26 protein-coding genes are annotated in these 23,750 nt (G+C 38.7%); 7 read left to right on the forward strand and 19 right to left on the reverse strand.

Features of this window, described 5'->3' with window-relative positions:
• Nucleotides 1-117: 117 nt before the first annotated feature.
• Genes pgsA through yfmF form a run of 5 tightly spaced genes read right to left on the reverse strand, consistent with a single transcriptional unit; the run spans nt 118 to nt 4,883 of the window.
• A complete protein-coding gene (pgsA, locus tag M2919_RS06170) occupies nt 118-696 on the reverse strand; it encodes a CDP-diacylglycerol--glycerol-3-phosphate 3-phosphatidyltransferase (protein WP_248848410.1) in 579 nt (192 codons plus the stop codon).
• Nucleotides 697-719: 23 nt separating this feature from the next.
• Nucleotides 720-1,568 (reverse strand): helix-turn-helix domain-containing protein, encoded by an 849-nt coding sequence (locus tag M2919_RS06175; protein ID WP_248848411.1) that lies wholly within the window; start codon nt 1,566-1,568, stop codon nt 720-722.
• Between the two features lie 24 nt (nt 1,569-1,592).
• On the reverse strand, nt 1,593-2,318 hold the full coding sequence (gene ymfI / locus M2919_RS06180) for an elongation factor P 5-aminopentanone reductase (protein ID WP_248848412.1): 726 nt from the start codon (nt 2,316-2,318) through the stop codon (nt 1,593-1,595).
• Between the two features lie 2 nt (nt 2,319-2,320).
• Entirely contained in the window at nt 2,321-3,622 is a 1,302-nt protein-coding gene (gene yfmH / locus M2919_RS06185) for an EF-P 5-aminopentanol modification-associated protein YfmH (RefSeq protein ID WP_248848413.1), read from the reverse strand.
• Nucleotides 3,612-4,883 (reverse strand): EF-P 5-aminopentanol modification-associated protein YfmF, encoded by a 1,272-nt coding sequence (gene yfmF, locus M2919_RS06190; RefSeq protein ID WP_248848414.1) that lies wholly within the window; start codon nt 4,881-4,883, stop codon nt 3,612-3,614. The genes yfmH and yfmF overlap by 11 nt, the downstream gene beginning before the upstream one ends.
• Before the next feature lie 204 nt (nt 4,884-5,087).
• Here yfmF and mscL point away from each other — a divergent pair, with 204 nt between their 5' ends.
• Nucleotides 5,088-5,531 carry a large conductance mechanosensitive channel protein MscL gene (mscL, locus tag M2919_RS06195; protein WP_168413396.1) on the forward strand — a complete coding sequence of 148 codons (444 nt, stop codon included), beginning with the start codon at nt 5,088-5,090 and terminating at the stop codon, nt 5,529-5,531.
• A 41-nt stretch (nt 5,532-5,572) separates the two neighbouring features.
• Here the strand turns inward: mscL and M2919_RS06200 are convergent, their stop codons facing one another.
• The 5 genes from M2919_RS06200 to M2919_RS06220 form a co-directional block, all read right to left on the reverse strand.
• Nucleotides 5,573-6,544 (reverse strand): ribose-phosphate diphosphokinase, encoded by a 972-nt coding sequence (locus M2919_RS06200; protein ID WP_023605854.1) that lies wholly within the window; start codon nt 6,542-6,544, stop codon nt 5,573-5,575.
• Between the two features lie 94 nt (nt 6,545-6,638).
• On the reverse strand, nt 6,639-8,012 hold the full coding sequence (glmU, locus tag M2919_RS06205) for a bifunctional UDP-N-acetylglucosamine diphosphorylase/glucosamine-1-phosphate N-acetyltransferase GlmU (RefSeq protein WP_023605853.1): 1,374 nt from the start codon (nt 8,010-8,012) through the stop codon (nt 6,639-6,641).
• 15 nt (nt 8,013-8,027) lie between these two features.
• Nucleotides 8,028-8,855: a pur operon repressor gene (gene purR, locus M2919_RS06210; RefSeq protein ID WP_222317005.1), complete on the reverse strand. Its 828-nt coding sequence runs from the start codon at nt 8,853-8,855 to the stop codon at nt 8,028-8,030.
• Nucleotides 8,856-9,016: 161 nt separating this feature from the next.
• Entirely contained in the window at nt 9,017-9,844 is an 828-nt protein-coding gene (locus M2919_RS06215) for a metal ABC transporter permease (RefSeq protein ID WP_023605851.1), read from the reverse strand.
• Nucleotides 9,817-10,500, reverse strand: a complete 684-nt coding sequence (locus M2919_RS06220; RefSeq protein WP_248848415.1) for a metal ABC transporter ATP-binding protein — start codon at nt 10,498-10,500, stop codon at nt 9,817-9,819. The genes M2919_RS06215 and M2919_RS06220 overlap by 28 nt, the downstream gene beginning before the upstream one ends.
• Nucleotides 10,501-10,684: 184 nt before the next feature.
• Between M2919_RS06220 and M2919_RS06225 the strand changes: the two genes are divergently transcribed.
• From M2919_RS06225 to M2919_RS06235, 3 genes are read left to right on the forward strand one after another with little or no spacing between them, the layout of a single operon-like run.
• Nucleotides 10,685-11,437 (forward strand): metal ABC transporter ATP-binding protein, encoded by a 753-nt coding sequence (locus tag M2919_RS06225; RefSeq protein WP_023605849.1) that lies wholly within the window; start codon nt 10,685-10,687, stop codon nt 11,435-11,437.
• Nucleotides 11,421-12,275, forward strand: a complete 855-nt coding sequence (locus tag M2919_RS06230) for a metal ABC transporter permease (RefSeq protein WP_023605848.1) — start codon at nt 11,421-11,423, stop codon at nt 12,273-12,275. Before M2919_RS06225 ends, M2919_RS06230 begins: the two co-directional genes overlap by 17 nt.
• A complete protein-coding gene (locus M2919_RS06235) occupies nt 12,272-13,210 on the forward strand; it encodes a metal ABC transporter substrate-binding protein (protein ID WP_202585338.1) in 939 nt (312 codons plus the stop codon). The genes M2919_RS06230 and M2919_RS06235 overlap by 4 nt, the downstream gene beginning before the upstream one ends.
• A gap of 56 nt (nt 13,211-13,266) precedes the next feature.
• Here the strand turns inward: M2919_RS06235 and M2919_RS06240 are convergent, their stop codons facing one another.
• From M2919_RS06240 to M2919_RS06270, 7 genes are all read right to left on the reverse strand, one after another.
• Nucleotides 13,267-13,749: a PTS sugar transporter subunit IIA gene (locus M2919_RS06240; protein WP_222317002.1), complete on the reverse strand. Its 483-nt coding sequence runs from the start codon at nt 13,747-13,749 to the stop codon at nt 13,267-13,269.
• Between the two features lie 77 nt (nt 13,750-13,826).
• Nucleotides 13,827-14,684, reverse strand: coding sequence for a 4-(cytidine 5'-diphospho)-2-C-methyl-D-erythritol kinase (ispE, locus tag M2919_RS06245; protein WP_248848416.1), 858 nt, complete (start codon nt 14,682-14,684; stop codon nt 13,827-13,829).
• Between the two features lie 127 nt (nt 14,685-14,811).
• A complete protein-coding gene (locus M2919_RS06250) occupies nt 14,812-15,885 on the reverse strand; it encodes an ABC transporter substrate-binding protein (RefSeq protein ID WP_023605844.1) in 1,074 nt (357 codons plus the stop codon).
• Entirely contained in the window at nt 15,882-16,709 is an 828-nt protein-coding gene (locus M2919_RS06255) for an ABC transporter permease (protein ID WP_248848417.1), read from the reverse strand. Before M2919_RS06255 ends, M2919_RS06250 begins: the two co-directional genes overlap by 4 nt.
• Nucleotides 16,681-17,517 carry an ABC transporter permease gene (locus M2919_RS06260; RefSeq protein WP_023605842.1) on the reverse strand — a complete coding sequence of 279 codons (837 nt, stop codon included), beginning with the start codon at nt 17,515-17,517 and terminating at the stop codon, nt 16,681-16,683. Before M2919_RS06260 ends, M2919_RS06255 begins: the two co-directional genes overlap by 29 nt.
• A gap of 11 nt (nt 17,518-17,528) precedes the next feature.
• Nucleotides 17,529-18,617 carry an ABC transporter ATP-binding protein gene (locus tag M2919_RS06265; protein ID WP_222316999.1) on the reverse strand — a complete coding sequence of 363 codons (1,089 nt, stop codon included), beginning with the start codon at nt 18,615-18,617 and terminating at the stop codon, nt 17,529-17,531.
• An 18-nt stretch (nt 18,618-18,635) separates the two neighbouring features.
• On the reverse strand, nt 18,636-19,178 hold the full coding sequence (locus M2919_RS06270) for a helix-turn-helix domain-containing protein (protein ID WP_126762913.1): 543 nt from the start codon (nt 19,176-19,178) through the stop codon (nt 18,636-18,638).
• A gap of 181 nt (nt 19,179-19,359) precedes the next feature.
• Between M2919_RS06270 and M2919_RS06275 the strand changes: the two genes are divergently transcribed.
• Nucleotides 19,360-20,367 carry an acrylyl-CoA reductase family protein gene (locus tag M2919_RS06275; protein WP_248848418.1) on the forward strand — a complete coding sequence of 336 codons (1,008 nt, stop codon included), beginning with the start codon at nt 19,360-19,362 and terminating at the stop codon, nt 20,365-20,367.
• Nucleotides 20,368-20,403: 36 nt separating this feature from the next.
• Here M2919_RS06275 and murB read toward each other — a convergent pair whose 3' ends face one another.
• Nucleotides 20,404-21,306: a UDP-N-acetylmuramate dehydrogenase gene (gene murB / locus M2919_RS06280; protein ID WP_023605838.1), complete on the reverse strand. Its 903-nt coding sequence runs from the start codon at nt 21,304-21,306 to the stop codon at nt 20,404-20,406.
• A 179-nt stretch (nt 21,307-21,485) separates the two neighbouring features.
• On the opposite strand from murB, the gene M2919_RS06285 reads away from it, so the two are divergent.
• Both M2919_RS06285 and M2919_RS06290 read left to right on the forward strand, forming a co-directional pair.
• On the forward strand, nt 21,486-22,253 hold the full coding sequence (locus tag M2919_RS06285) for an exodeoxyribonuclease III (protein ID WP_248848419.1): 768 nt from the start codon (nt 21,486-21,488) through the stop codon (nt 22,251-22,253).
• A 1-nt stretch (nt 22,254) separates the two neighbouring features.
• Nucleotides 22,255-22,791, forward strand: a complete 537-nt coding sequence (locus M2919_RS06290) for a 3'-5' exonuclease (RefSeq protein ID WP_202585342.1) — start codon at nt 22,255-22,257, stop codon at nt 22,789-22,791.
• Nucleotides 22,792-22,834: 43 nt separating this feature from the next.
• Here M2919_RS06290 and M2919_RS06295 read toward each other — a convergent pair whose 3' ends face one another.
• Nucleotides 22,835-23,635, reverse strand: a complete 801-nt coding sequence (locus M2919_RS06295; protein WP_248848420.1) for a CAP domain-containing protein — start codon at nt 23,633-23,635, stop codon at nt 22,835-22,837.
• Between the last annotated feature and the right edge of the window lie 115 nt (nt 23,636-23,750).

Below are 23,750 nucleotides of genomic sequence, written 5' to 3' on the forward strand. Positions count from 1 at the left end.
ATATACGTAAAAAAAAGACTTTATTTCTTATTTTTATTATCTTCTCTCTTTTTTACTATTCTACTACAAAAAAAGAGACTCTGTATCGAATTTGATACGAGTCTCATTAATTTTAACTTACATAGATCCTTTAAAAACATGACTATTTTTTATAAAGTAGTCGGCACCTGAATAAACGGTAAAGAATAAACAGACATATAATAATATCGTCGCCACTGGTAAATGAAGCGCATTGAACGGTGCGTTATCAATTAATAAAAAGATAATCGCCAACATTTGTGTCATCGTTTTAACTTTACCCGGCCATGCTGCCGCCATCACTTCGCCATCTTCTACTAATAATAAGCGTAAACCAGTAACAGCTAACTCGCGACACACGATAATAGCTACAATCCACCCCGGTGCTTTTCCTTGTTCCACTAGCATAATAAACGCAGTCATCACTAACATCTTATCGGCTAAAGGGTCTGCAAACTTACCAAAGTTTGTAACTAGACCTCGGTCGCGCGCAATTTTACCATCCAACCAGTCTGTTATGCTCGCTACGGCAAATATTACCATGGCAATGACTTGCGTCCACGCCACGCTCGTCCCGGCTAAATTGACGACTCCCCAATTTAAAGGAACAGTTAACATGATGATAAAAAAAGGAATCATACAAATTCTAATAACAGTTAATTTATTCGGTAAATTCATTTTTTTCGCTCACTTTCTTTCCACTACTTTTTAAAAGTCACATGGATATCTCGTTTAATATTACCCGTGTGATTAGGGTCAAACTGGAAGTCCTCATCGTTAATAGCAATCGAAACATAATCAGATGCCCCTAGTACAATCGTCACATTGTTGGCACCTTTAGGAAGCGTCGTTTCTGTCTGGTCTCCTACTTCTAATGTTTGATCAAAAATATAGTTCCCATCCACCATTACGCCAATCCAACAACGGCCATTTTGCGAAGTAAAACTTAATGTACGGGGTTCCGCTACACCCTTAATCGTAAAGTAACTGTTACTGCCACTTTCACGCTCAAATTTCACAGCCATTTGTTTTTCTTCCACAGTTTCAGACACTGATTCTTCCGTTTCTGCTTGTGTCGTTTCTGATTCTACCGAGCTCGTTTCCCCTTCAATCACAACTTCCTCGGGACGTTCAATCACAGGACGTTTTCCATCATCTTTTAACGACAGCCAAAGAATACTGCCCACAATTAGTGTGGCAACGGCTATTAAAATTATCATCGGTAAGCGCTCGCGAGAAAACCATGTTTGTTTCGTCGCTTTTTTTTGATGCAATGCTTTTCGCGAATGATTGACTTCATCCACGAGCACTGGCGCTTTAGGGGTCTTCCCGTCATAAATGGTGACCATTTCATCTGGATTTAGATCGACCGTTTTAGCATACTGTCTGATAAAGTTACGAGCATAGTAACTTCCTGGTAATTTTTCAAATTCATTTTCTTCTAAGGCTTCTAAATATTGTCGTTGAATTTTAGTTAATTGTTGCAATTCATCCATGGTATAGCCTTTTTCTAAACGGGCTTTTTTTAGTCGTTCACCGATTGTTTCCACATTCTCACCTTTTTCTTTTTCGTACTAATACTTCCAACCTCCAGTTATCGGAATACTCGCTCCCGTAATATAACTAGCAGATTCCCCTAATAAAAATGTCACTAATGTTGCGACTTCATAAGGCGAAGCCATTCGTTGCAATGGAATATCAGACAGTAACTGAGCCTGCTCTTCCGCCGTCCAATCCGTATTCATATGTGTGTCCACTGCGCCTGGTGCCACAGCATTAACCGTCATCCCTAAAGAAGCGACTTCTTGAGCGTACGCTTTAACAAACGCGTGTTGCGCCCCTTTTAAGGTACTATACATCACTTCCATCGCACTACCAGAAAAACCATAAACCGAGCTAATAAAGACGATACGCCCTTGCTTGCGTTTGGCTAATTTCTCTTGTAAATGCTGGCAAATTAATGCCGGTGTTTTAACGAATAAGCGCCACAACTCATCCATTTCTTCCGCTTCCATCTCGGTTAACAGCTTGTAGACGGTTTTACCATTTGCAAAGATGAGCGCATCGACAGGCCCAATCTCTTCATAAAAAGCAAGTGGAACGGTTGACTGTGTCATATCTAATGAAACCGCAGAAAACAACTGCTCAGGATAATTTTCGGACAATTCCTGTACTAGTGTCTTAACTACTTCTTCATGTCGATGATAATGACAATAAAGCGACCAACCAGCTGAGGCTAGTTCGCGAGCCGTCGCCATTCCAATATCCCCACTTGCTCCCAATATCAACGCATACTTCACGCTTACATCGCTCCTTTAGGATAGATATAGAAACGTGTCATTGCTTGTGGATGGAGCAATTGTTTTCTCACTGTGTGAATATCTTCTAATTGAATACTTTCTATAACATGTATCATATCAAATAATGACACATCTCCGAAATGATTTTGACCAAATTGATTGGCAATGTATTCTAACGAGTTTAATGATTGTAAATATTTCCCCATCATTCGCTTTTTAAGCAACTCTAAATTCTCTTCTGTAATTTCCGTTGACACTTCTGCTGTCAACAAAATGTCTGTCAAACGTTCGGCTAACTCCTCAGGCTGTTCGGCCTCCCCACTTAATAAAGCAAAATAAAAACCACGATTCATTTCAAATTCATAGCTAAAGGTGTCGTCAAGTAGCCCTTCATCGTATAAATCAGCATAGTTTTGTGAGGTACTGCCAAAAAGTAGCTGTAATAAAAGACTAGCAGCCGTACGATAACGTACTTTTTCATAACCTGTTTCAGGTAAATCTTCAATACCTTTAATTCCCAAAGCAACTTTAGGTCGTTGAACATCCAATTCAATGGCACTCTCTCGTACAATATCCGCCAACGTTTCACTAGGGAAACGACGCTCTATTACAGTTGAAGGGGCAAAACTTTTACTGGATTGATTGCTTGTAATCACTTCCTGCATCTGTTCTAAATCAAAATTTCCTACCACAAATAAGTTCATATTACTAGGATGGTAGAACGTCTCATGACATTGATATAAATCTTCTGCCGTAATATCTTGGATACTTTCAACCGTCCCTGCAATATCAATGTGTAAAGGATGTTTAGGATACATATTATTCAAAGCGCCAAAAAACAAACGCCAATTCGGATCGTCTTCGTACATTTGAATCTCTTGGGCAATAATACCTTTTTCTTTATTGACCGACTGCTCGGTAAAATAAGGCTCCTGTACAAAATCCAATAAGGTCTCCACATTCTCAATCGCTCGGCTTGTGGTAGAGAATAAATAACTCGTACGAGTAAAACTAGTAAAAGCGTTCGCGGAAGCACCCTGTTTACCAAATGTTTGGAAAACATCGCCATCTTCTTTTTCAAACAATTTATGTTCCAAGAAATGAGCGATACCGTCTGGAACATGACGAAACTCTGTTTCCCCTAACGGTATAAATTCGTTATCAATCGACCCATATTCCGTCGTCATAATGCCGTAAGTTTTATGAAAACCTGTTTTAGGTAACAGATGAACGGTCAAACCATTCGGTAAGGTGGCTGAATAAAGGGTTTCTTCTAATAATGGATATTCCTTTTTATGAAACACGTTCGCCCACTCCTTTCATAAAGTAAATCGCTTGTTTTTTGACACGTTGGGCGACTCTTTGAACATCCGCCACTTCTACTGCGTCAATCTTGTTAAACCAGTCATCATCACTCATCACCATGTTAGGGATATAGTGGCTCAAGTAAGAAACTTCCATCATAACGCTTGGATTATCTTGCGACAGACGATACTGATTCTTTAGCATCTCTTTCGTCTGATACAAGTCTTCTTGACTGATTTCTCCTAATTGAAGTGACGCTAATTGTGCATCAATTAATGTCATCACTTTGTCTTTCAAACGGTCGTCAATTCCTGTTTGCACCGTCAACATACCTCGAAATGTATCTAAATGACTAGACGCATAATACGCCATACTTTCTTTTTCACGCACATTCATAAAAAGTTTAGAATGAGGGAAACCACCAAACAAACCATTAAAAACTTGCGCAGCAAAATAATCCTCATCATAATAGTAAACACCCGTTTGATACCCCATGTTTAGCTTTCCTTGCTTCACTTCTAAACACTCCGTTTGTTCTTTAAGCGAAGTCGCAACTGTGTCCACAAAAAAAGAAGGAGCCGAAATCGAGCGTCCCTGGAAGGGTAAACTTTCAAATAATGGTCGAACTGATTCCTCTTCTACATCCCCTAACACCATAATATCAATTTGGTCTTCACGTAACATCTGGTGATAGTAGGATACAAGTGCTTCATTTTCAATATTTTTAATAATGTGATAGTCTCCAAAACTTGGAATCGCCTGTTCTGGATAGTCTTCAAAATATAACGCTTGTAAACTAAGACCCGCTCGACTCTGTTTATCATCATAAATGGATTGAATATACGCCATTAAATTACGCTTTTCTCGCTCAAATTGTGCTTTATCAAACTGACCATCTTGAACATTCGGATAAAATAACACTTGTTCCAAGAAATCAATCCCTGCCGCTAATACTGCTTCTTTACGCGGTAAAAATTTTTCATTGACAACTGATAAAGAAACCTCTAAAAAGTGTTGATTTCCTTTTTTTCCCGTCCCCGAACCAAAACTAGCACCATAAAGCTCAGAAAGATGTTCATTCATTTGTTTATTCGTGGGATAGTTTGCACTACTTGTCTCCAATAAACTACTCAATAATGTGCGATAACTCGCATTTTCTTTTGTCACATCTGTGGCAAAACGAATCAGCACACGTGTCGTTTTATATTTCTTTGTTGGAATAACGTGTAAAGTGACATTTTCTGCTAATGAAATCGTCATGTTCCCAACCGTCCTTTCTCCACTGTGTAATGTGTCCAATGTTTCTCACATTACGGTCTTTAATCTTTACTATCATAGCATAATTTTGAATAACACTCGACTTTCAAATAAAAATTACATTAAAAAATAACATTTAAAAGCGAATAATTCTACTTTTTTATCCTTTTTCGTTATAATATAAGTATCAAATCAAGGAGGAAGTAAATGATTAAAGAATTTAAAGAATTTATTGTTCAAGGAAATGCGTTAGACTTAGCTATTGGGGTTGTTATTGGGGGAGCGTTTAGTTCTATCGTTTCAGCACTTGTAGAAGGGTTTATCACACCACTTGTTGAATTTGCCATTGCTTTAATTACTGGAAGTAAAACAGGCGAAATCTCTGGTCTTAGCGTTACATTAAGAAAAGGTATTGTCCTCGACTTTAACATGATTGTTTCAGCTATTATTACATTCTTTATTACTATGTTTGTCGTATTCTTAATTGTTAAAGCTATGAACAAAGCTCGTTCATTTGGCAAAAAACAAGAAGAAGAGGAAGAAGTAGCAGAAGAATTAGCTGCTGCTGAAGTCTACTTACGCGAAATTAGAGATTTATTAGCAAACGATCCAGAAGCTATAAACAAAATCAAACAAGATAACCAACCTTAATATTGTCTATAAAAAAAACGAGCCGTAATTGGCTCGTTTTTTTATAGTTTCTTTTGTTCAAAAAGCGGACTAACAGGTTTATTCTCATGGATACGTTTAATCGCATCCCCAATCAATGAACCCACACTTACTTCTTCTAATTTTTCAATACGGTTTTCTTCTGGTAAATAGATAGAGTCCGTAATAATGACTTTTTCAATCGGAGAAGCTTCAAGACGTTCAAAAGCCGGTCCTGATAAAACAGGGTGCGTACAACATGCCAACACTTCTGTCGCACCTTCATCTTTCAACGCTTGTGCGGCTAATGTAATCGTGCCAGCTGTATCAATCATATCATCAATTAAGATACATTTTTTCCCATTGACTTGACCGATAATATTCATCACTTCCGCCACATTTGCTTTTGGACGACGTTTATCAATAATCGCAATTGGTGCTTTTAAAAACTCGGCTAATTTACGCGCACGTGTCACACCACCATGGTCGGGTGATACGACAACCACATCGTCTCCCACATATCCTTGGTGTGTCAAGTGGTCAGCTAATAAAGGTGCTGCCATCAAGTGGTCAACAGGGATATTAAAGAATCCTTGGATTTGTGCCGCGTGTAAATCAAGTGTCAACACACGTGTCGTGCCAGCTGCTGTTAACATATCTGCTACTAGCTTCGCTGTAATAGGTTCACGAGAGCGTGCTTTACGGTCTTGACGGGCGTAACCGTAATAAGGAATCACCACGTTAATGGTTTTCGCACTCGCACGTTTCAAGGCATCAATCATAATTAGTAACTCCATCAAATTATCATTGACTGGGAAACTTGTTGATTGAATTAAATAAACATGGTCACCACGAATACTTTCTTCAATATTAATCTGAATCTCGCCATCACTAAATTGCTTCACTGATGATTTTCCTAATTCGACCCCTACTGCTTTTGCGATTTTTTGAGCCAACGGTCTGTTTGAATTCAGGGCAAATATTTTTAACCTTGGATCAAAGTAATGATTTGTCATGAGAACCTCCGCTTTCTTTTTGCTATCTAATTAATATTACTTCCTTATAAATAGTAGTCATTTTTCCATATAAAATCAAGAGATTTTATATTATTTATTCATTATGTGGTAGTTTCTTCGCATAACCATCCTTATTTTCTTGACGGCTGCGCGCGATACCTAATGCATCGTTCGGAATATCTTTAGTAATCGTCGAACCTGCTGCAATAAATGCCCGGTCCCCAATCGTTACCGGCGCAACTAAGTTAGCATTACATCCAATAAACACATGGTCCCCTACTGTCGCACGGTGTTTATTTTTTCCGTCATAGTTCACAAAAACTGTGCCACAACCGACATTAATATGCTCGCCTAAGTCCGCATCTCCTACGTACGTTAGATGACCGACTTTGGTATTTGCCCCAATCGTAGTGTTTTTAATTTCTACGAAGTTTCCAATATGAACGTTTTCTTTTAAATCACTGTTTGGACGAATATGTGCATAAGGGCCGACATCTACACCCGCAGCAATGGTCGCATGTTCAATCATCGAAGAGGTGACGACAACATTATCAGCTATCACACTCTCAACAATCTCGCTATTTGCTCCAATAACACAATTAGAACCAATTTTAGTGCGTCCACGCAAAGTAACGCCTGCTTCAATCAATGTATCATTACCAATTTCAACTTCCGCATCAATATACGTTGCTGCAGGATTAACAAAGGTAACACCATTAACCATATGTTGATGATTAATGCGTTGACGCATTGTTTCCGTTGCTTTCGCTAACGCTACGCGGTCATTAACACCAATTGATTCAGCAAAGTCAGCCATTTGATACGCCGCAACTTTCTCACCTTGTTGTTGTAACAATCCAATAACATCAGGTAAGTAATACTCACCTTGATCATTATCATTTCCTACTTTTTTCAACGTGTCAAAAAGAGCTTGATTGTCAAAACAAAACGTCCCCGTATTAATCTCTGTGACTTGACGCTCTTCATCTGTGGCATCACGTTCTTCTACAATTTTCTTTACATTACCCGATTCATCACGAATAATCCGTCCATAAGAAAAAGGATTAGGTGCTTCTGCAGTCAATACGGTCGCCTTCGCTCCTGTTGACTCATGTGTTTCAAAAAGTGCAGCTAAAGTCGACGCTTGTAATAGAGGCGTATCCCCACAAATCACAAGTGTTGTCCCGTCTTTATCAGCTAATAAAGCATCTGCTTGTAACACAGCATGCCCCGTTCCTAATTGTTCCGCTTGTAAAGCGTAAGCCGTACGGTCGCCTAACGCTTCCTTCACGCTTTCCGCACCATATCCTACAATGGTTACCACTTGGGTCGGCGCTAATGTTTCTACCTGTGTTAAAACATGATCGACCATGCTTTTTCCTGCTAACTCATGTAATACTTTATATTTTTTTGACTTCATACGAGATCCTTGCCCCGCAGCTAAAATGATGGCATAACGATTTCCCATCAAAAAAATCCCCCTTTAATCTGATTCTTCTTGAAAATACGTTCCCGGAACGACTTGAATCGTTTTCGTCTGAGTGTCAACACTTTCTACGCACAGTAACGAGTAATAATCATCTACTTGTTTGCGTCCACTAAAATTTGACTCTGCAAAAACAGTCGTACCGACAAGCTCCGCACCAAACTCTTCAATCAAACTCTTCATACCGTTAATTGTGCCGCCGCCTTTCATAAAGTCGTCCACAATTAGCACTTTAGAGCCTGGTTTCAAGCTGCGTTTTGATAACTCCATCTTTTCTATACGCTCAGATGAGCCTGAAACATAGTTGACACTTACTGTCGACCCTTCTGTAATCTTAGAGTCACGGCGTACAATCACGAATGGAACGTTCAAATAGTATGAAACAGCTTGCGCGATTGGTACTCCTTTTGTTGCCACAGTCATGACCGCATCAATCGGTTGCTCCACATATTTAGAAGCAATCATATGTCCTACTTTACGTAGCAATTCCGGTTCGCCTAGTAAATCTGATAAATACACGTAACCACCTGGTAGTAAACGGTCACTTTCAGATAAGCGAGCACTCAATTCTTTCGCTACTTCTTCTGCTTCTGTCATGGTCATCTTAGGTGTATACACCACTCCCCCAGCTGCTCCTGGGTATGTTTCCAATAGGCCATAGCCGCGCTCTTGAAATGTCCGCTTAATAATCCCCAAATCTTCACTAATCGACGATTTTGCTGAATGATATTTTTCAACAAAGTAGGTTAGTGAAATCAATGTTCGTGGATGTGTTAATAAATGCTGCGTCATATCAATGAGTCGCTCACTTCGTCTCACTTTCATTGCCATCCCTCGTTCTTTCTTCTGTTTCATATTATTATATGATGAAACACATACTTTTCATAGTTTTTTCAGCGATTCACTTCCTATTATAACAGAAAAACAGCTTTTCATGAGAAGCAACTAAAAAAAGACATAGAATCACCACATTCTATGTCTTTTCATTATGAAGTTTGTTTCTTTTTAAAAGCTACACGCAGCTTTTTATAAAGGGTTAACAGTAAAAAGATAAAAATAAAAATTAACGTAATCGTTGCCCCAGCAGGCGTATCCCATTGATATGAGCCCACCAGTCCACCTAGCATACCTATCAAGCCGACAAAAATACTTGCGAGAATAACGTGATTAAAACTTTTACCAATACGCATTCCAATAGCTGCTGGTAGAACCATTACCGCAGAAATTAATAAGGCTCCGGCAATAGGAATGAGGACTGTTATGGCGACCCCCGTCAAAACGTTGAAAACAATCGACATCGTTTTAACAGGCAGACCATCGACATGAGCCGTTGCTTCATCAAAAGTTAAAACATACATAGGACGCTTGAATAAAAAGAAGCCGATAATTAATAAAACGAATAAAAAGCCTAAAATTTTAATCTGGTCCCAACTAATCGTCACTATCGAACCGAATAAATATTCTTGAATACGCATGGCGTTATTGCCTTTGTTTAAACTCATTAAAACTAAGGCGGTCGCCATACCACCCGACATTAAAATAGCTGTCCCAATCTCGGCATAGGAGCGATAAACTTGTCTTAACGCTTCTAAAATAAAAGCGGCAACAATCACGACTAACAACGTCGTAATCGTTGGGTTCCAATTTACAAAAAAGCCGAGTGCAATCCCTGCTAGTGAGACATGTGAAAGCGTATCGGCCAGTAATGATTGTCGACGAATGACTAGAAAGACACCTAATAACGGGGCAATAACAGCCATCATACTCGCAGCAATCAAGGCTCGAATCATGAATTCATATGAAAACATCGCCATGGAGAATTCTCCTTTCTAACTAATCGGATATGTCGATCTGCATATTTTTCTACATCTTCATGATCATGGGTAATCATTAAAATCCCTTTTTGATGTTCATGTGCATTATGTTGCAATAGACGATATAAGTCCCCACGTGACCCCTCATCCATTCCAGTAGTTGGTTCATCCAAAACAAATAAATCTGGGTCGGTCGCAAAAACACGTGCTAAAGCAATCCGTTGCTTTTGCCCGCCTGACAATTCCCCAATCCGCTTATGACGCATCTCCCACATGTTGACTGACTTTAATGCTTTCTCTACATGCTCATGGTCGCGTGCGTTGAGACGCTTAAACCATTTGCCATGTTGATACCGACCTGATTCAACTAACTCTAATACAGTACTTGGAAATCCTGCATTAAAAGAGGCAATCTGCTGTGGTATATAGCCGATACTTAAAGATTCGCCTTTAATATTTTTATCCGCAATCCTAATCGACCCACTAGAAGGATGCAATAAACCGAGCGTATTTCGCAGTAATGTCGATTTCGCAGCGCCATTTTCTCCTGTTAAAATCACAAACTCTCCCGGACTAACGGTATAAGAGATATTTTCTAAAACGGGTTCATCTTCGTAATAAAAGGTAATATCGTTTACTTCTATATAGTAAACCATGTCATCTCCCCTTCCTTTCGACAAAACGTAACAGTTACGTTTTGATTAACTTTACAATAATAACACGTTACGAGAAAATCGTCAATCGAGATGCAACAATAAAAATTTAATAGCGTTTTAGGCTTGCCTAAAAATCTTTTTTGGTTTACACTGTAATTACAAGAAAATAGAAGGAGGAACTCATATGCTTTCAGTAAAAAATTTGAATGTTTCCTATTATGGAACGAAAGCATTAAATAATGTGTCACTCGATTTACCTTTAGAACACTCTATCGGTATTATCGGACCAAACGGAGCTGGTAAATCCACATTATTAAAAGCCATCCTGGGAATTATAAAAAAAGATTCTGGACAAGTCACAATTAATGGTCAAAAAATAGACAGTTATCGCCAACAAATTGCCTATGTCGCCCAACGCAGTGAAATTGATTTAACTTTTCCAATTAACGTCATGGATACTGTCATAACAGGTACCTATCCACGTTTACCTCTTTTTAAACATCCTGGAAAAAAAGAAAAAGCCATTGCTAAAGAAGCTTTGGAAAAAGTCGGCTTAGCCGACCTTGCTCACCGTCAAATAGGTAACTTATCAGGCGGACAGCTACAACGTGTTTTTATTGCACGTGCTTTAGCTCAACAAGCTGATTTTTTCTTTTTAGACGAGCCGTTTGTCGGTATTGATATGGCGAGTGAAAAAATCATCATTGATATTCTCAATGAACTAGTCGCTGACGGCAAAACAATTATTACCGTCCACCATGATTTAAATAAAGTGCAAGATTATTTTGATCATCTTATTTTACTTGATCACACCATTATCGGTGCTGGTGAAACAGAAGATGTCTTCAATCAAGAAAATATCCAATCTGCTTACGGCCAAACACTTGGTAACTTGCTCTTTAGAGAGGAGGAACCTATTCATGGAAATACTCTTTAATATCGCAGACGCACTGAATATGCCGGTAAGTATGTTTAATGCTTTACTTGCATCCGTCATACTCGGTATCACATCCGGGGTCTTAGGTAGCTTTATTGTTTTAAGACGCCTTTCTTTAATGGGAGATGCCTTATCCCATGCCGTTTTACCCGGTGTCGCAGTTTCCTATATGCTAGGCATTAATATGATGATTGGCGCAACCGCTTTTGGTTTGCTTGCCGCAGTGTTAATCGAGTTTATTATTAAGAAAAGTAAAATTAAAACCGATACTTCTATTGGCATAATCTTAAGCTCCTTTTTCGCTTTAGGGATTATCTTAATTACCAAAGCAGAAAGTGGTGCCGACTTAAACCATATTTTATTCGGGAATGTGCTAGCCGTTACACCTGGCGAAATTTTACAATCTTTTATCATTATGGTCATTGTTTTAGGCATTATTAGTCTTTTATACAAAGAATTTCTAATTACGTCGTTTGACCCTGTTGTTTCACAAACTTATGGAATGAACACTGCCTTCTATCATTACTTATTGATGTTTTTATTAACTATCTTTACCGTTTCTGCTCTTTCCCAAGTTGGGATTGTCATGGTTATTGCGCTTTTAGTTACACCAGCTGGGACAGCCTATTTATGGTCAAACAAGTTATCCCATATGATTATTGGCTCATCATGTTTGGGCGTGATTAGCGGAATTATTGGCGTAATATTAAGTTTTGAGTACAACTTACCGACAAGTGCAGCTATTGTATTAGTCAGTGCTAGTTTCTTTATTGTTTCATTTATTTTTTCACCAAAAAACGGCTTCTTTAAAGCCAAAGGAAAGGAAGTTACAGAATGAAAAAGTGGTTACTTGGATTAGTCAGTGTTGTGGCTGCTACAACGTTAGTAGCATGTAGCGCGACTGACACATCAGATAAAGCATCAACAAAAAAAGAAGGAGATAAATTAGAGGTTGTCGCAAGTTATTCCATTATCGCTGATATGGTTGAAAATGTCGGCGGTGATAAAGTGAATGTGACAAGTATCGTTACACGCGGGACAGACCCTCATATGTATGAACCCACACCTGAAGATACCTTAAACGTAGAAAAAGCAGACATTTTGTTTTATAACGGCATGAACTTAGAAACAGGAAAAGGTTGGTTTAAGAAGTTATTAGAAAATGCTCGTAAAGAGGACGTTGCCTTTTTAGTCACTGAGGGAATTGAACCTGAGCATTTAACAGAAGAAGGCAAAGAAAATGAAGAAGATCCGCATGCATGGTTATCTCTAGCCAACGGTATGATTTACGTTGATAATATCACCAAACGTCTTATCGAAATCGACCCTGATAATAAAGACTATTATGAAAAAAATCATGATCGTTACCAAGAAAAACTAGCGGCATTACATGAAGAAGCCAAAGAAAAAATGGCGGCGATTCCTGAAGAACAACGTATTTTAGTAACAAGTGAAGGCGCATTTAAGTATTTCTCTAAAGCCTACGACCTACGTGCTGAATACATTTGGGAAATCAATACTGATAACCAAGGTACGCCAGAACAAATGACTCGTATTACTGACATCGTCAATAGCGGAAACGTTAAAGCCTTATTTGTGGAAACAAGTGTTTCTCCTAAAACAATGAAAGCTGTCGCTGCTCAAACAAAAGTCGATATCTACGACACTGTATTTACTGACTCGTTAGCAAAAGAAGGCGAAACAGGAGATACTTATTACGACATGATGAAGTGGAATATTGACACTATTCATGACGGTTTAACACAAGAATAATTAATTTTTATAAAAAAAACATCGGTCTGCTTTACAAGCAGTCCGATGTTTTTTGGTTAACTTAAGGTTAAGGTTAATACTTCTTCAGAAGCTTCCACTGTGCGTTCCGTCACAGCTGGCATTTCTTTAACAGCGTCCATGTTTGTGACAACAACGACAACTGTAGAGTCTGTTTCTGTTTTAGCTAGTTCAGATAAATCCATATCTGCTAGTTGAGTTGTAGGGGATACTTTATCGCCTTCTTTGACGTGAATGGTAAAAGGTACTCCTTTTAATTCGACCGTATCAATCCCCATATGAACTAATATTTCTAAACCGTCGTCACTAGCAATCGTAATCGCATGCTTTGTCGGAAAGACGCTCAGTACTTTTCCTGTAACTGGTGAAAACACCGCTGAGTTTTCTGGACGAATAGCAAAGCCATCTCCTAACATCTTACTTGAAAAAACACCATCCCCAACAGTTGGTAAGTCTATTAACTGACCTTTCGCTACAGCATGACATGTTGCTTGTTTATTTTTTTTAAATCGTTTAAACATTCTATTCCCTCCACACTCTCATCTTATACGCCTTTTATTATACGCTATATGTTAGCGACTGTTCAAACTTTTTTCGTTTAACAATTCAACGTCCGAACAATATGAACTTCTTGGCAAAATCCTTTTAAGCCATTATAGACACGTTTTGCACGCGAATAATTTTGACACAAACCAAAAACGGTCGGCCCACTGCCACTCATAATCGCAACGTCTGCTCCATAACGCATCATGCGGTCTTTAATTTCTTGCACAACCGGACGACGTTCGATTGTCGTCGCTTCCATTGCATTGCCCATGTATTGAATCATGTCTTCATAACTTTCATTCAATATCGCTTCTTTCAACGCTGCGATATTAGGATGACTGATTGTTTCCATATCCAACTCAGCAAATATTTTACGCGTAGACACACTAAATGGGGGTTTGACTAGCACAACCCAACACTGTGGCATCGCAGGTAAACGTTCGACTTTTTCCCCACGTCCACTAACAAACGCTGTAGAGCCGTACATACAATACGGGACATCTGTACCGACTTGAAAACCAATCTGGCTCAACTCATTCGTTTTAAGACCAAGTCCCCATAACTGATTTAAGCCACGTAACGCAGCTGCAGCGTCACTACTACCTCCTCCCAGTCCAGCAGCAACTGGGATATTCTTTTTGATATCGACAAAAACGCCTTTAGAAATCCCACACGCTTCTTTTAATAATGCGACAGCTTGATAGACATTATTTTTTGCATCTACTGGTAAAAAGCTCGCACTGGTCTTCACTACAATATCGTCTGTTTCTAATTCTTGAATAAACAACTTATCGGCTAAATCAACACTCGCCATAATCATTTCTAAGTCATGATACCCGTCATCTTCTCGTTTTCGGAGAACGTCCAAACCGAGATTGATTTTGGCAGGTGCTTTCTCAATAATTTCCATCGTTCTCCTCCTTTGTTGATCGGATGATCTCTTTAAAATATCATACCATAAATCAGACAAAGAATAACCAAAAATACCTACAGTAAAAAATAACAGGTAAGAGTCACATCACTCTTACCTGTCTGTTTTATTTTCGATGCATTTTAAATTCTAAAAACAAATCATTGTAAATCCCAATATATTCTGGCCCTAAATCCTCATAGACTTCTAAGTTAGCAATCACCTCATCTTTAGGATAAAACTGTTCATCTTCAGTGATTTCTTTTGGCAATAACTTTAATGCTCCTTTATTTGGAGTGGAGTATCCGATATATTCAGCATTTTGTGCTGCATTTTCAGGTTCCAATAAGAAATTGATAAACGCGTAAGCTCCTTCAATATTTTTAGCTGTTTTAGGAATCACGATGTTATCAAACCATAAGTTAGACCCTTCAGATGGGATAACGTAATGTAGATGTTCATTATTATCGAGCATTTCTGAAGCTTCACCTGAGAAAGTTACCGCAGCCGCTGCTTCTTCATTAATCATATACATTTTAATTTCATCTGCGACAATAGCTTTGACATTATTCGGTAAAGAGTCCAGTTTATGCGCAGCTTTTTCTAACAACTGATTATCTTTACTATTTAACGAGTGCCCGTCACTATTTAAAGCGAGTCCTATCACTTCACGTGCACCGTCAAATAGCATAACATTGTTCGCTAATTTTTCTTGCCATAAGTCATCCCAATGTTGCATTTCATCGGCTTTAATAACCTTGTCGTTATAAACGATTCCTAGTGTTCCCCAAAAATAAGGAATCGAGTAGACATTTTTGGGATCGAAGTCTAAATCCATAAACCGCTCATCAATCTGTTCAATGCCTTTTATCTTACTGTAATCAATTGGGATTAACATTTTTTCTTTCATCATCTTTTGAATCATATACTCACTAGGGATTGTTAAATCATACGCCGTGCCACCTTGTTGAATTTTGGTAAACATGGCTTCGTTTGAGTCAAATGTTTCGTAACTCACTTTATAAGAGGTTTCTTTTTCAAACTTTTTAATTAATTTCGGGTCGATATAATCTCCCCAGTTATAAATGGTCACCGTATTACCACTGGCGTAACCTTGAGAGCGTTGCATTTGTTGGCTCGAGAAAAATAACAATCCGATAATTCCCACTATGCCAATAACTAACACTTTTAAATTTTTCATAGTGCCGCCACCTCTTGTTTCTGACGTGCTTGTTTTTCTTTCTTACGTGATTTATCTTGCGTAATAAAATAGTAACCTGTCACTAAGACCATCGAGAATAAGAATAACAAGGTACTCAGCGCATTGATTTCTAAACTAATTCCTTGACGTGCACGGGAGTAAATTTCTACTGATAAGGTAGAAAAACCATTACCCGTTACAAAAAAGGTCACCGCAAAATCATCTAATGAATACGTAAAAGCCATAAAATAACCTGCAATAATTCCCGGTGTAATATAAGGGATAATCACTTTTCGAATGATTTGCCAATTCGTTGCACCTAAATCTCGACCGGCGTCAATTAGTGACGGGTTCATCTCTTTAAGTTTAGGTAGCACCATTAACACAACAATAGGAATACTAAACGCCACGTGAGATAACATTACTGACACAAAGTTAAGACTGACTCCTAACATCGTAAAGAAGATTAAAAAACTCGCTCCAATAATAACATCGGGTGACACCATTAAAATATTGTTCGCACTTAACAAGACATTACGACGCTGACGTGTACGCGTACTATGAATCATCATCGCGCCAAACGTCCCAATCACAGTTGCAATTAAAGCGGATAAGAACGCTAAGAGGAACGTCTGTAATACAATGACCAATAAGCGTTTATCTTCAAAAACCGCTTGATAATGCTCCCACGTAAAACCAGTAAAGCCATTCATATTGCCGCCAGCATTAAAGGAGTAAAAAATCAAATAGAAAATCGGTAAATACAATAAGATAAAGACAAAGACCAAATACAAGTTAGACCACTTTATGCGTTGCTTTTTCATGGCGACGTCCTCCCTTCTTACGTTTTTCTCCCGTTAGAATCATGATAATCACCATCGCCACAATCAGTACGACACCAATTGTCGAGCCCATTCCCCAGTTTTGTGTCACTAAGAAATGCTGTTCAATCGCGGTTCCTAAGGTTATGACACGGTTACCACCAATCAAGCGAGTCAACATGAATAAGCTCAGTGACGGAATAAAGACTGCTTGCACGCCACTTCGCACACCGTTAAGCGATAAGGGGAAAATAACACGTTGAAACGTCTGCCAACGATTTGCTCCTAAGTCATGACTGGCACTGATTAATGACGGATTAATTTCTTCCAAAGCGTTAAAAATCGGCATGACCATGAAAGGTATTTCAATATAAGCTGCCACAAAAATAAAACTAAAATCAGTAAACAAAATTTGTTGCTTGCCAATACCAATAAACGATAAGAAATGGTTAATACTTCCATTTTGACTAAAGATTCCAATAAAGGCATACGCTTTTAATAACAAATTAATCCACGTCGGTAAAATAATGAGCATCAACCATAGTTGTTTATGTTTTGTTTTACTTAGTAAATAAGCAGTTGGATAGCTAATCAATAAAACAGCCATTGTAATAATAAACGCATAAAAAACGGAATTAAATGTCATTTTTAAATACGTCGAGGAAGAAAAATACGCTTGATAATTTTCAAGGGTAAACTGCCCGCTACCATTAGTAAATGATTGATAAACAATCAACAATACAGGTGCTAATACAAAAAAGACGAGCCATAAGACATACGGGACGGAATACGTAATACGTGTTTGTTTCATTTTTCCCCCTCCTAATCCTCTTCGTAGCTTTCTAAACGAGCATCGAATTCTTCTTCGGTCTCACCGAAACGCATCACATGAATATCTTCTGCATCAAAGTATAAGCCGACTTCACTGCCTTCAACAGCTTTTTTAGTCGAATGAACGACCCATTCATTGCCATCCGCATCAAAACAAATAATTTCATAATGTACACCACGGAAAAGTTGCGTATCTACTTTCACTTTTAACTTTCCTTGTGCTACCGATGTGATGCGAATATCTTCAGGACGTAGTACGACTTCAACGGGCTCATTCGGTCTCATCCCTCCGTCTGCACATTCAAATGGTTTGCCAACAAACTCTACAAGATTATCCTCACGCATAATCCCGTCTACAATATTACTTTCACCAATAAAATCTGCAACAAAGCGATTAATTGGTTCATCGTAAATATCAACCGGTGTCCCACTTTGGATGATTTTCCCACCATTCATAACAAATATTTCATCACTCATGGCGAGTGCTTCTTCTTGGTCGTGCGTCACAAAAATAAACGTAATACCTAAACGTTGTTGTAATTCTCTCAATTCATACTGCATATCCGTCCGCAGCTTCAAATCCAGTGCCGATAAAGGCTCGTCTAGCAATAGCACTTCAGGATCGTTGACTAACGCGCGAGCAATGGCAACACGCTGACGCTGCCCCCCTGACATTTCACTAATCTCGCGTTCTTCAAATCCTGATAATTGTACGAGTTTTAATACTTCTTGTACCCGTTCTTTGATTTCTGCTTTCGGCATTTTACGTAAGGTTAGCCCAAAGGCAATATTTTCAAAAACATTAAGATGAGGAAATAACGCATAATCTTGAAAAACTGTATTTACTTTTCGTTGATTTGCTGGAATGTCATTTACACGTTTATTTTTAATCCGAATGTCTCCCTCACTCGCTTCGATAAAACCTGCTATTAATCGTAAAATCGTTGTCTTACCACAACCTGATGGTCCCAATAATGTATAAAACTTACCTTGTTCAATGTCAAAACTCACATTTTTCAATACCACTTGATCATCATAAACCTTTTTGACATTATGAAAAGTAATAATCGCTTCCGTCATACGTCTCTCCCCTTTTCCTTACAAATATGATTCTGTTGCCACAATCAACAACCGACTCACACCTGTCTCATTATTTTTAATTTGATGAACCTCTGTCGCGCGATAATAAATCGCCTGTCCCTCTGTCGCTACATAACGATTACTTCCTAGCTCGACCACTACCGACCCCTCTATAACATACGCAAATGTTTCCGACATGGACGGTTCGAACTCTTTAAATTCTCCCGCTCGTTCTAAGGTTAAAAAAATGGGCTCCATTTTATTTTCATTTGAATCCGGAACTAACCATTCCACTTCATACCGCTTTTCTTCATCAATATAGCTCGTACGCTCATCCACCTCATAAACGACCTTTTGTTGCGTGCTTTCCACATTAAAAAAGTCTTGTGGCTGACACCCTAAGACTTCTAATAAAGAAAAAAATGTTTCCATCGAAGGAGAACTCAAATTTCGCTCTAACTGACTAATGTACCCTTTCGTTAAATCCGTTCGCTCGCCTAACTCTTCTTGTGTTAATCCTTTTTGAACACGCAAATTTTTAATACGTTGTCCAATATCCATCGATGTCCCTCTTTCCATGTTTCATCTCACTTATTAAAGTAACCTAAAAGTAAACTTAAAGTTTAATTTAAACACAATTATAAAGGATGACATTTTCTTTTTCAAGAACAACTCATCTTTTATCGTTATTTTTTTAAAGGTGTTCTATAATAAGGGTAACATATACTAGGAGGTTATGCGGATGAACACCTTTAAAGCAGTACACTTGATTAAAGCAGATGATGATCATGAAATTACAACAAGCGTTTTACCTTCCACTGAAAGCGATTTAGGTCCTGGAGATGTTATGGTAAGGGTCGCCTATTCTAGTTTAAACTTTAAAGATGCCTTAGCTTCACAACCGAAAACAGGCGTTATCAAACAGTATCCCCTTATTGCAGGGATTGATTTCAGCGGCACCGTCATTTCTTCGACTAACCCCAACTTTAAAAAAGGGGATAGCGTGATTGCTACTGGCTATGATATTGGAGTCAGCCATAGTGGTGGTTTATCAGAAATCGCACGTGTCCCGGGTGAATGGCTCGTCCCACTCCCTCATTCACTCACTTTAAAAGAAAGCATGATTATCGGCACTGCCGGGTTTACGGCAGCTCTTGCCATTGATGCACTAGAAGCGCATGGCTTAACACCTGCTCAAACCGTCCTTATCACTGGCGCAACAGGTGGCGTAGGTAGTCTGGCATTAGCCATGCTCAAAGCAAAAGGCTACCAAAATCTCACAGCAGTTAGTCGAAAAACAAGTGACGACGCTTATTCCTACCTTTCGCAACAAGGTGCTAGCACAATTCTCACACCAAATGATTTAACAGAGGACAAAGTCCGTCCTTTAATGAAACAAGAGTACGATGCCGTGATTGATACTGTCGGTGGTCCTTTGCTCACAGCTATTTTGCCGCGTGTTAGATATGGCGGAAGCCTAGCTCTTTGTGGCAACGCTGGAGGTATTCAGTTAACAACGACTGTCTTACCTTTCATCCTTCGACACGTTCAATTACTTGGGATTGATTCCGTTCATACACCTTATGATAAACGCCAACATATCTGGCAACGACTCGCGACCGATTTGAAACCCGCACAATTAGAAAGCGCCATACAAGCTACCATTCCATTAGAAAACGTTCCTCGTGCCATGAATGATTTACTTAATGGACAAATGACTGGACGCTATTTAGTCACATTAAATCCGTAATATAAAAAAGACATTCCCAAATAGGAATGTCTTTTTCTATGCTTCGCGACCGATAATACGCACTTCGGTTTCGAGTTTCACTTGATATTTTTCAAAAATAACTTCTTGTATATAGCGAATCAACGTCACGTAATCTGTCGCAGTCGCTTGATTAATATTCACAATAAACCCGGCATGTTTCGTGGAAATTTGAGCGCCACCTTGAATATATCCTTGTAAACCAGCATCTTGAATAAGCTTGCCAGTAAAATGGCCTTCAGGTCGTTTAAACACGCTGCCACATGATGGGTATTCAAGCGGTTGCTTCGATTCTCTCAAATGTGTCAACTCATCCATTTGAGCTTTAATTGCTGAAGCATCACCTTGTTGTAAAGCAAAAGTAACAGATAATACGACACCTTTTCGCTCTTGCAAAACACTGTGACGATAAGAAAATTCAAGCTGTTCTAACGTCAATGTTTCAAATGTTCCATCGGCCCATAGTACATCACATGATTCAAACACATCTTTAATCTCGCCACCATAAGCACCTGCATTCATATAAATAGCGCCACCAATACTGCCCGGAATTCCACACGCAAATTCCAAACCGGTTAAAGAAGCACGGTAAGCTTCGCGACTCGTTTCAATCAGCTTTGCACCTGCTTCGGCGACAATTTTATCCTCATGAACGTCAATCTGATTCATCTCAGTCAACATTAAAACAAACCCTTCAATGCCACCATCTCTGACGATTAAATTACTAGCATTACCTAATACTAACCACGGATGTTGATGAGCTAAACAGTACTCTACTAACTCACGAGCTTCTTTTTGACTACGAGGAAAAGCTAACACATCTGCTGGACCACCTGTTTTGGTAAACGTGTAATTCGATAACGGTTCATTTACTTTAATATTTAAATGTGACAAGTCTTGTTGTATTTTTTCTATCTTCACGGAAATGTATCCTTTCTCTATTACTATCTGTTTCATTTTATCACAAAATCATGATAATAGAACTATCTTTCCTCTTTCTTATCTATTCTCTTAATTCGTTCAACTATCAAACAGAAATAGTCGCGATTTTACTCAATATTCGATACAATGAAAACATGAATAAAAAGGAGTGTTGCGACATGAAACTTGTTTCATGGAACGTAAATGGACTCAGAGCGGTCATGAAAAAAGATTTTCTGTCCATTTTCGAAAATTTTGAGGCAGATTTTTTCTGTTTACAGGAAATTAAATTACAAGAAGGGCAAATTGAGATGCCTTTACCCGACTATCATCACTATTGGAACTATGCTGAGAAAAAAGGCTACTCAGGTGTTGCCATTTTCGCTAAAAAGCCGGCACTATCTGTTCAATACGGATTAGGTATTGCTGAACACGACACAGAAGGACGTGTAATTACTTTAGAGTATGACGACTTCTTCCTCGTTAATTGCTATACACCGAATGCTCAAGCAGAGCTCAAGCGGTTGCCCTATCGTTTAGAGTGGGATCAAGCTTTTCGAGAACACCTTGTCGCATTAGACCAACAAAAACCTGTCATTATTTGCGGTGACTTAAATGTCGCTCATCAAAAAATCGATTTAAAAAACTGGAAAACTAATCAAAAGAATCCTGGATTTTCTATAGAAGAACGTGAAAGTTTTTCTCAACTACTCGATAGTGGATTTGTTGATACTTTCCGCTTTTTCTATCCAGATTTGGAAGGCGCCTACTCATGGTGGAGCTATCGCTTTAATGCAAGAAAAAATAACGCTGGGTGGCGTATCGACTATTTTCTCATTTCTGAAAGATTGACCGATTACCTAGAAACAGCTGAAATTCATGCGGACGTGTTTGGAAGTGACCACTGTCCAGTCTCGATTCGCCTTAATTGGTCAAAGGAGGGGTAAGATGAACTTTATCGCACTGGATTTTGAAACGGCTAACCAAAAACGTCATAGCGCTTGTTCCATTGCCTTAGTAGTCGTACAAGACAATCAACTGGTCGGACGCTACTACTCACTTATCCAGCCACAAACCGACTTTCATTGGCGGAATATTCAAGTCCACGGCATTACACCTGAGATGGTCAAAGACGCACCGACGTTTAAAGAAGTATGGCAAGATATTGAACCTCTATTTCAACCAGAGCACTTGATTGTGGCGCACAATGCCGCCTTTGATAATGGTGTCTTACGTCATACTTTGGCACACCACGGACTAGCTCAACCATATTATCAATCTTTATGTACGGTAACGGCGAGCAGACGACTAATGCCTGAACTAGAAAATCACAAACTAAACACACTTTGCCAAGCAATTGGTATTCCTTTAGAACATCATCACCATGCTTTAGACGATGCGATTGCCAGTGCTCAAATTTTATTACATTTAAATCAATACTTCCCTACGAGCGAATTAGAAAAAACGGTTAAAATCATCAGTTAATAGTAAAACGTCATCACAGCGAATAGTGATGACGTTTTATTGATTATTTAACTTTATAAGTCATTAAAACCGCATGCATGCGTCCTGTTGCGCTATCTGTGTAAAAAGCAGTCGTCATATATAAGTCGGAACGGTCTTTCATTAAAATACGACGATGTCCTTCGCTATTCATCCAAGCTTTAAAGGCAATCGCAGCCATTTCCTCATGCACAAAGGGAGCTGGGCCACGATAGACGGCTTCACTAAAATACGTATAATGATTTCCATCGGTTGTTGGAATCGCTGTATAAAATTTACTACCGTCTGGACGTTGATGAGTCGGGCGTTGACTAATTTCACGCGCTCGAATACGCGCTCCTTCTTGCATATCACGATGACTTTTATCTACTTTAAAGGCAGTAAAACCTTGACTGACACGCTCCTGATTGATTAAATCATTTAACCTGTCACTCGCTTGTTGATCATACTGTTCATATGGAATAGCGGCTACATCATTTTGAATCGCCATTTCAATTGCGTTTAGTTCTGTCAATGACGCAGCTGATTGAATTTCTTTCACATAAGAGCGAACAACATTTGGGTCTAAACCTCTTACTGACGTCACATAACTGTCTAACCGTCTTTTTTCCATCGTCACTTGTTGCACTTGACTGACATTTACAGTTGCTGTACCTACTGTACTCATAACAGTATCTGCTTTTACCGGCAAACTATCGTGATATACTAATAAAAACGACAGAATTAATAGTGATAGATACATTACGTTCTTCGTACGCTTATGAGCTTCGATATTTCCTCTCCCATTCTTTAAAAACTCTTTTCTTTGTTTTTGTTCATTATTCACGTAAACAGTTCCCCTTTCGTTACATTATTATTAATAATGTCTATCAAAAGTGTAACATTACACAATCTATTTGACAACGCTATCACGTTTTTTTATAAAAAAAGTCGTCAACGTA

The organism is Vagococcus lutrae (assembly GCF_023299185.1).
Lineage (GTDB): Bacteria > Bacillota > Bacilli > Lactobacillales > Vagococcaceae > Vagococcus_A > Vagococcus_A lutrae.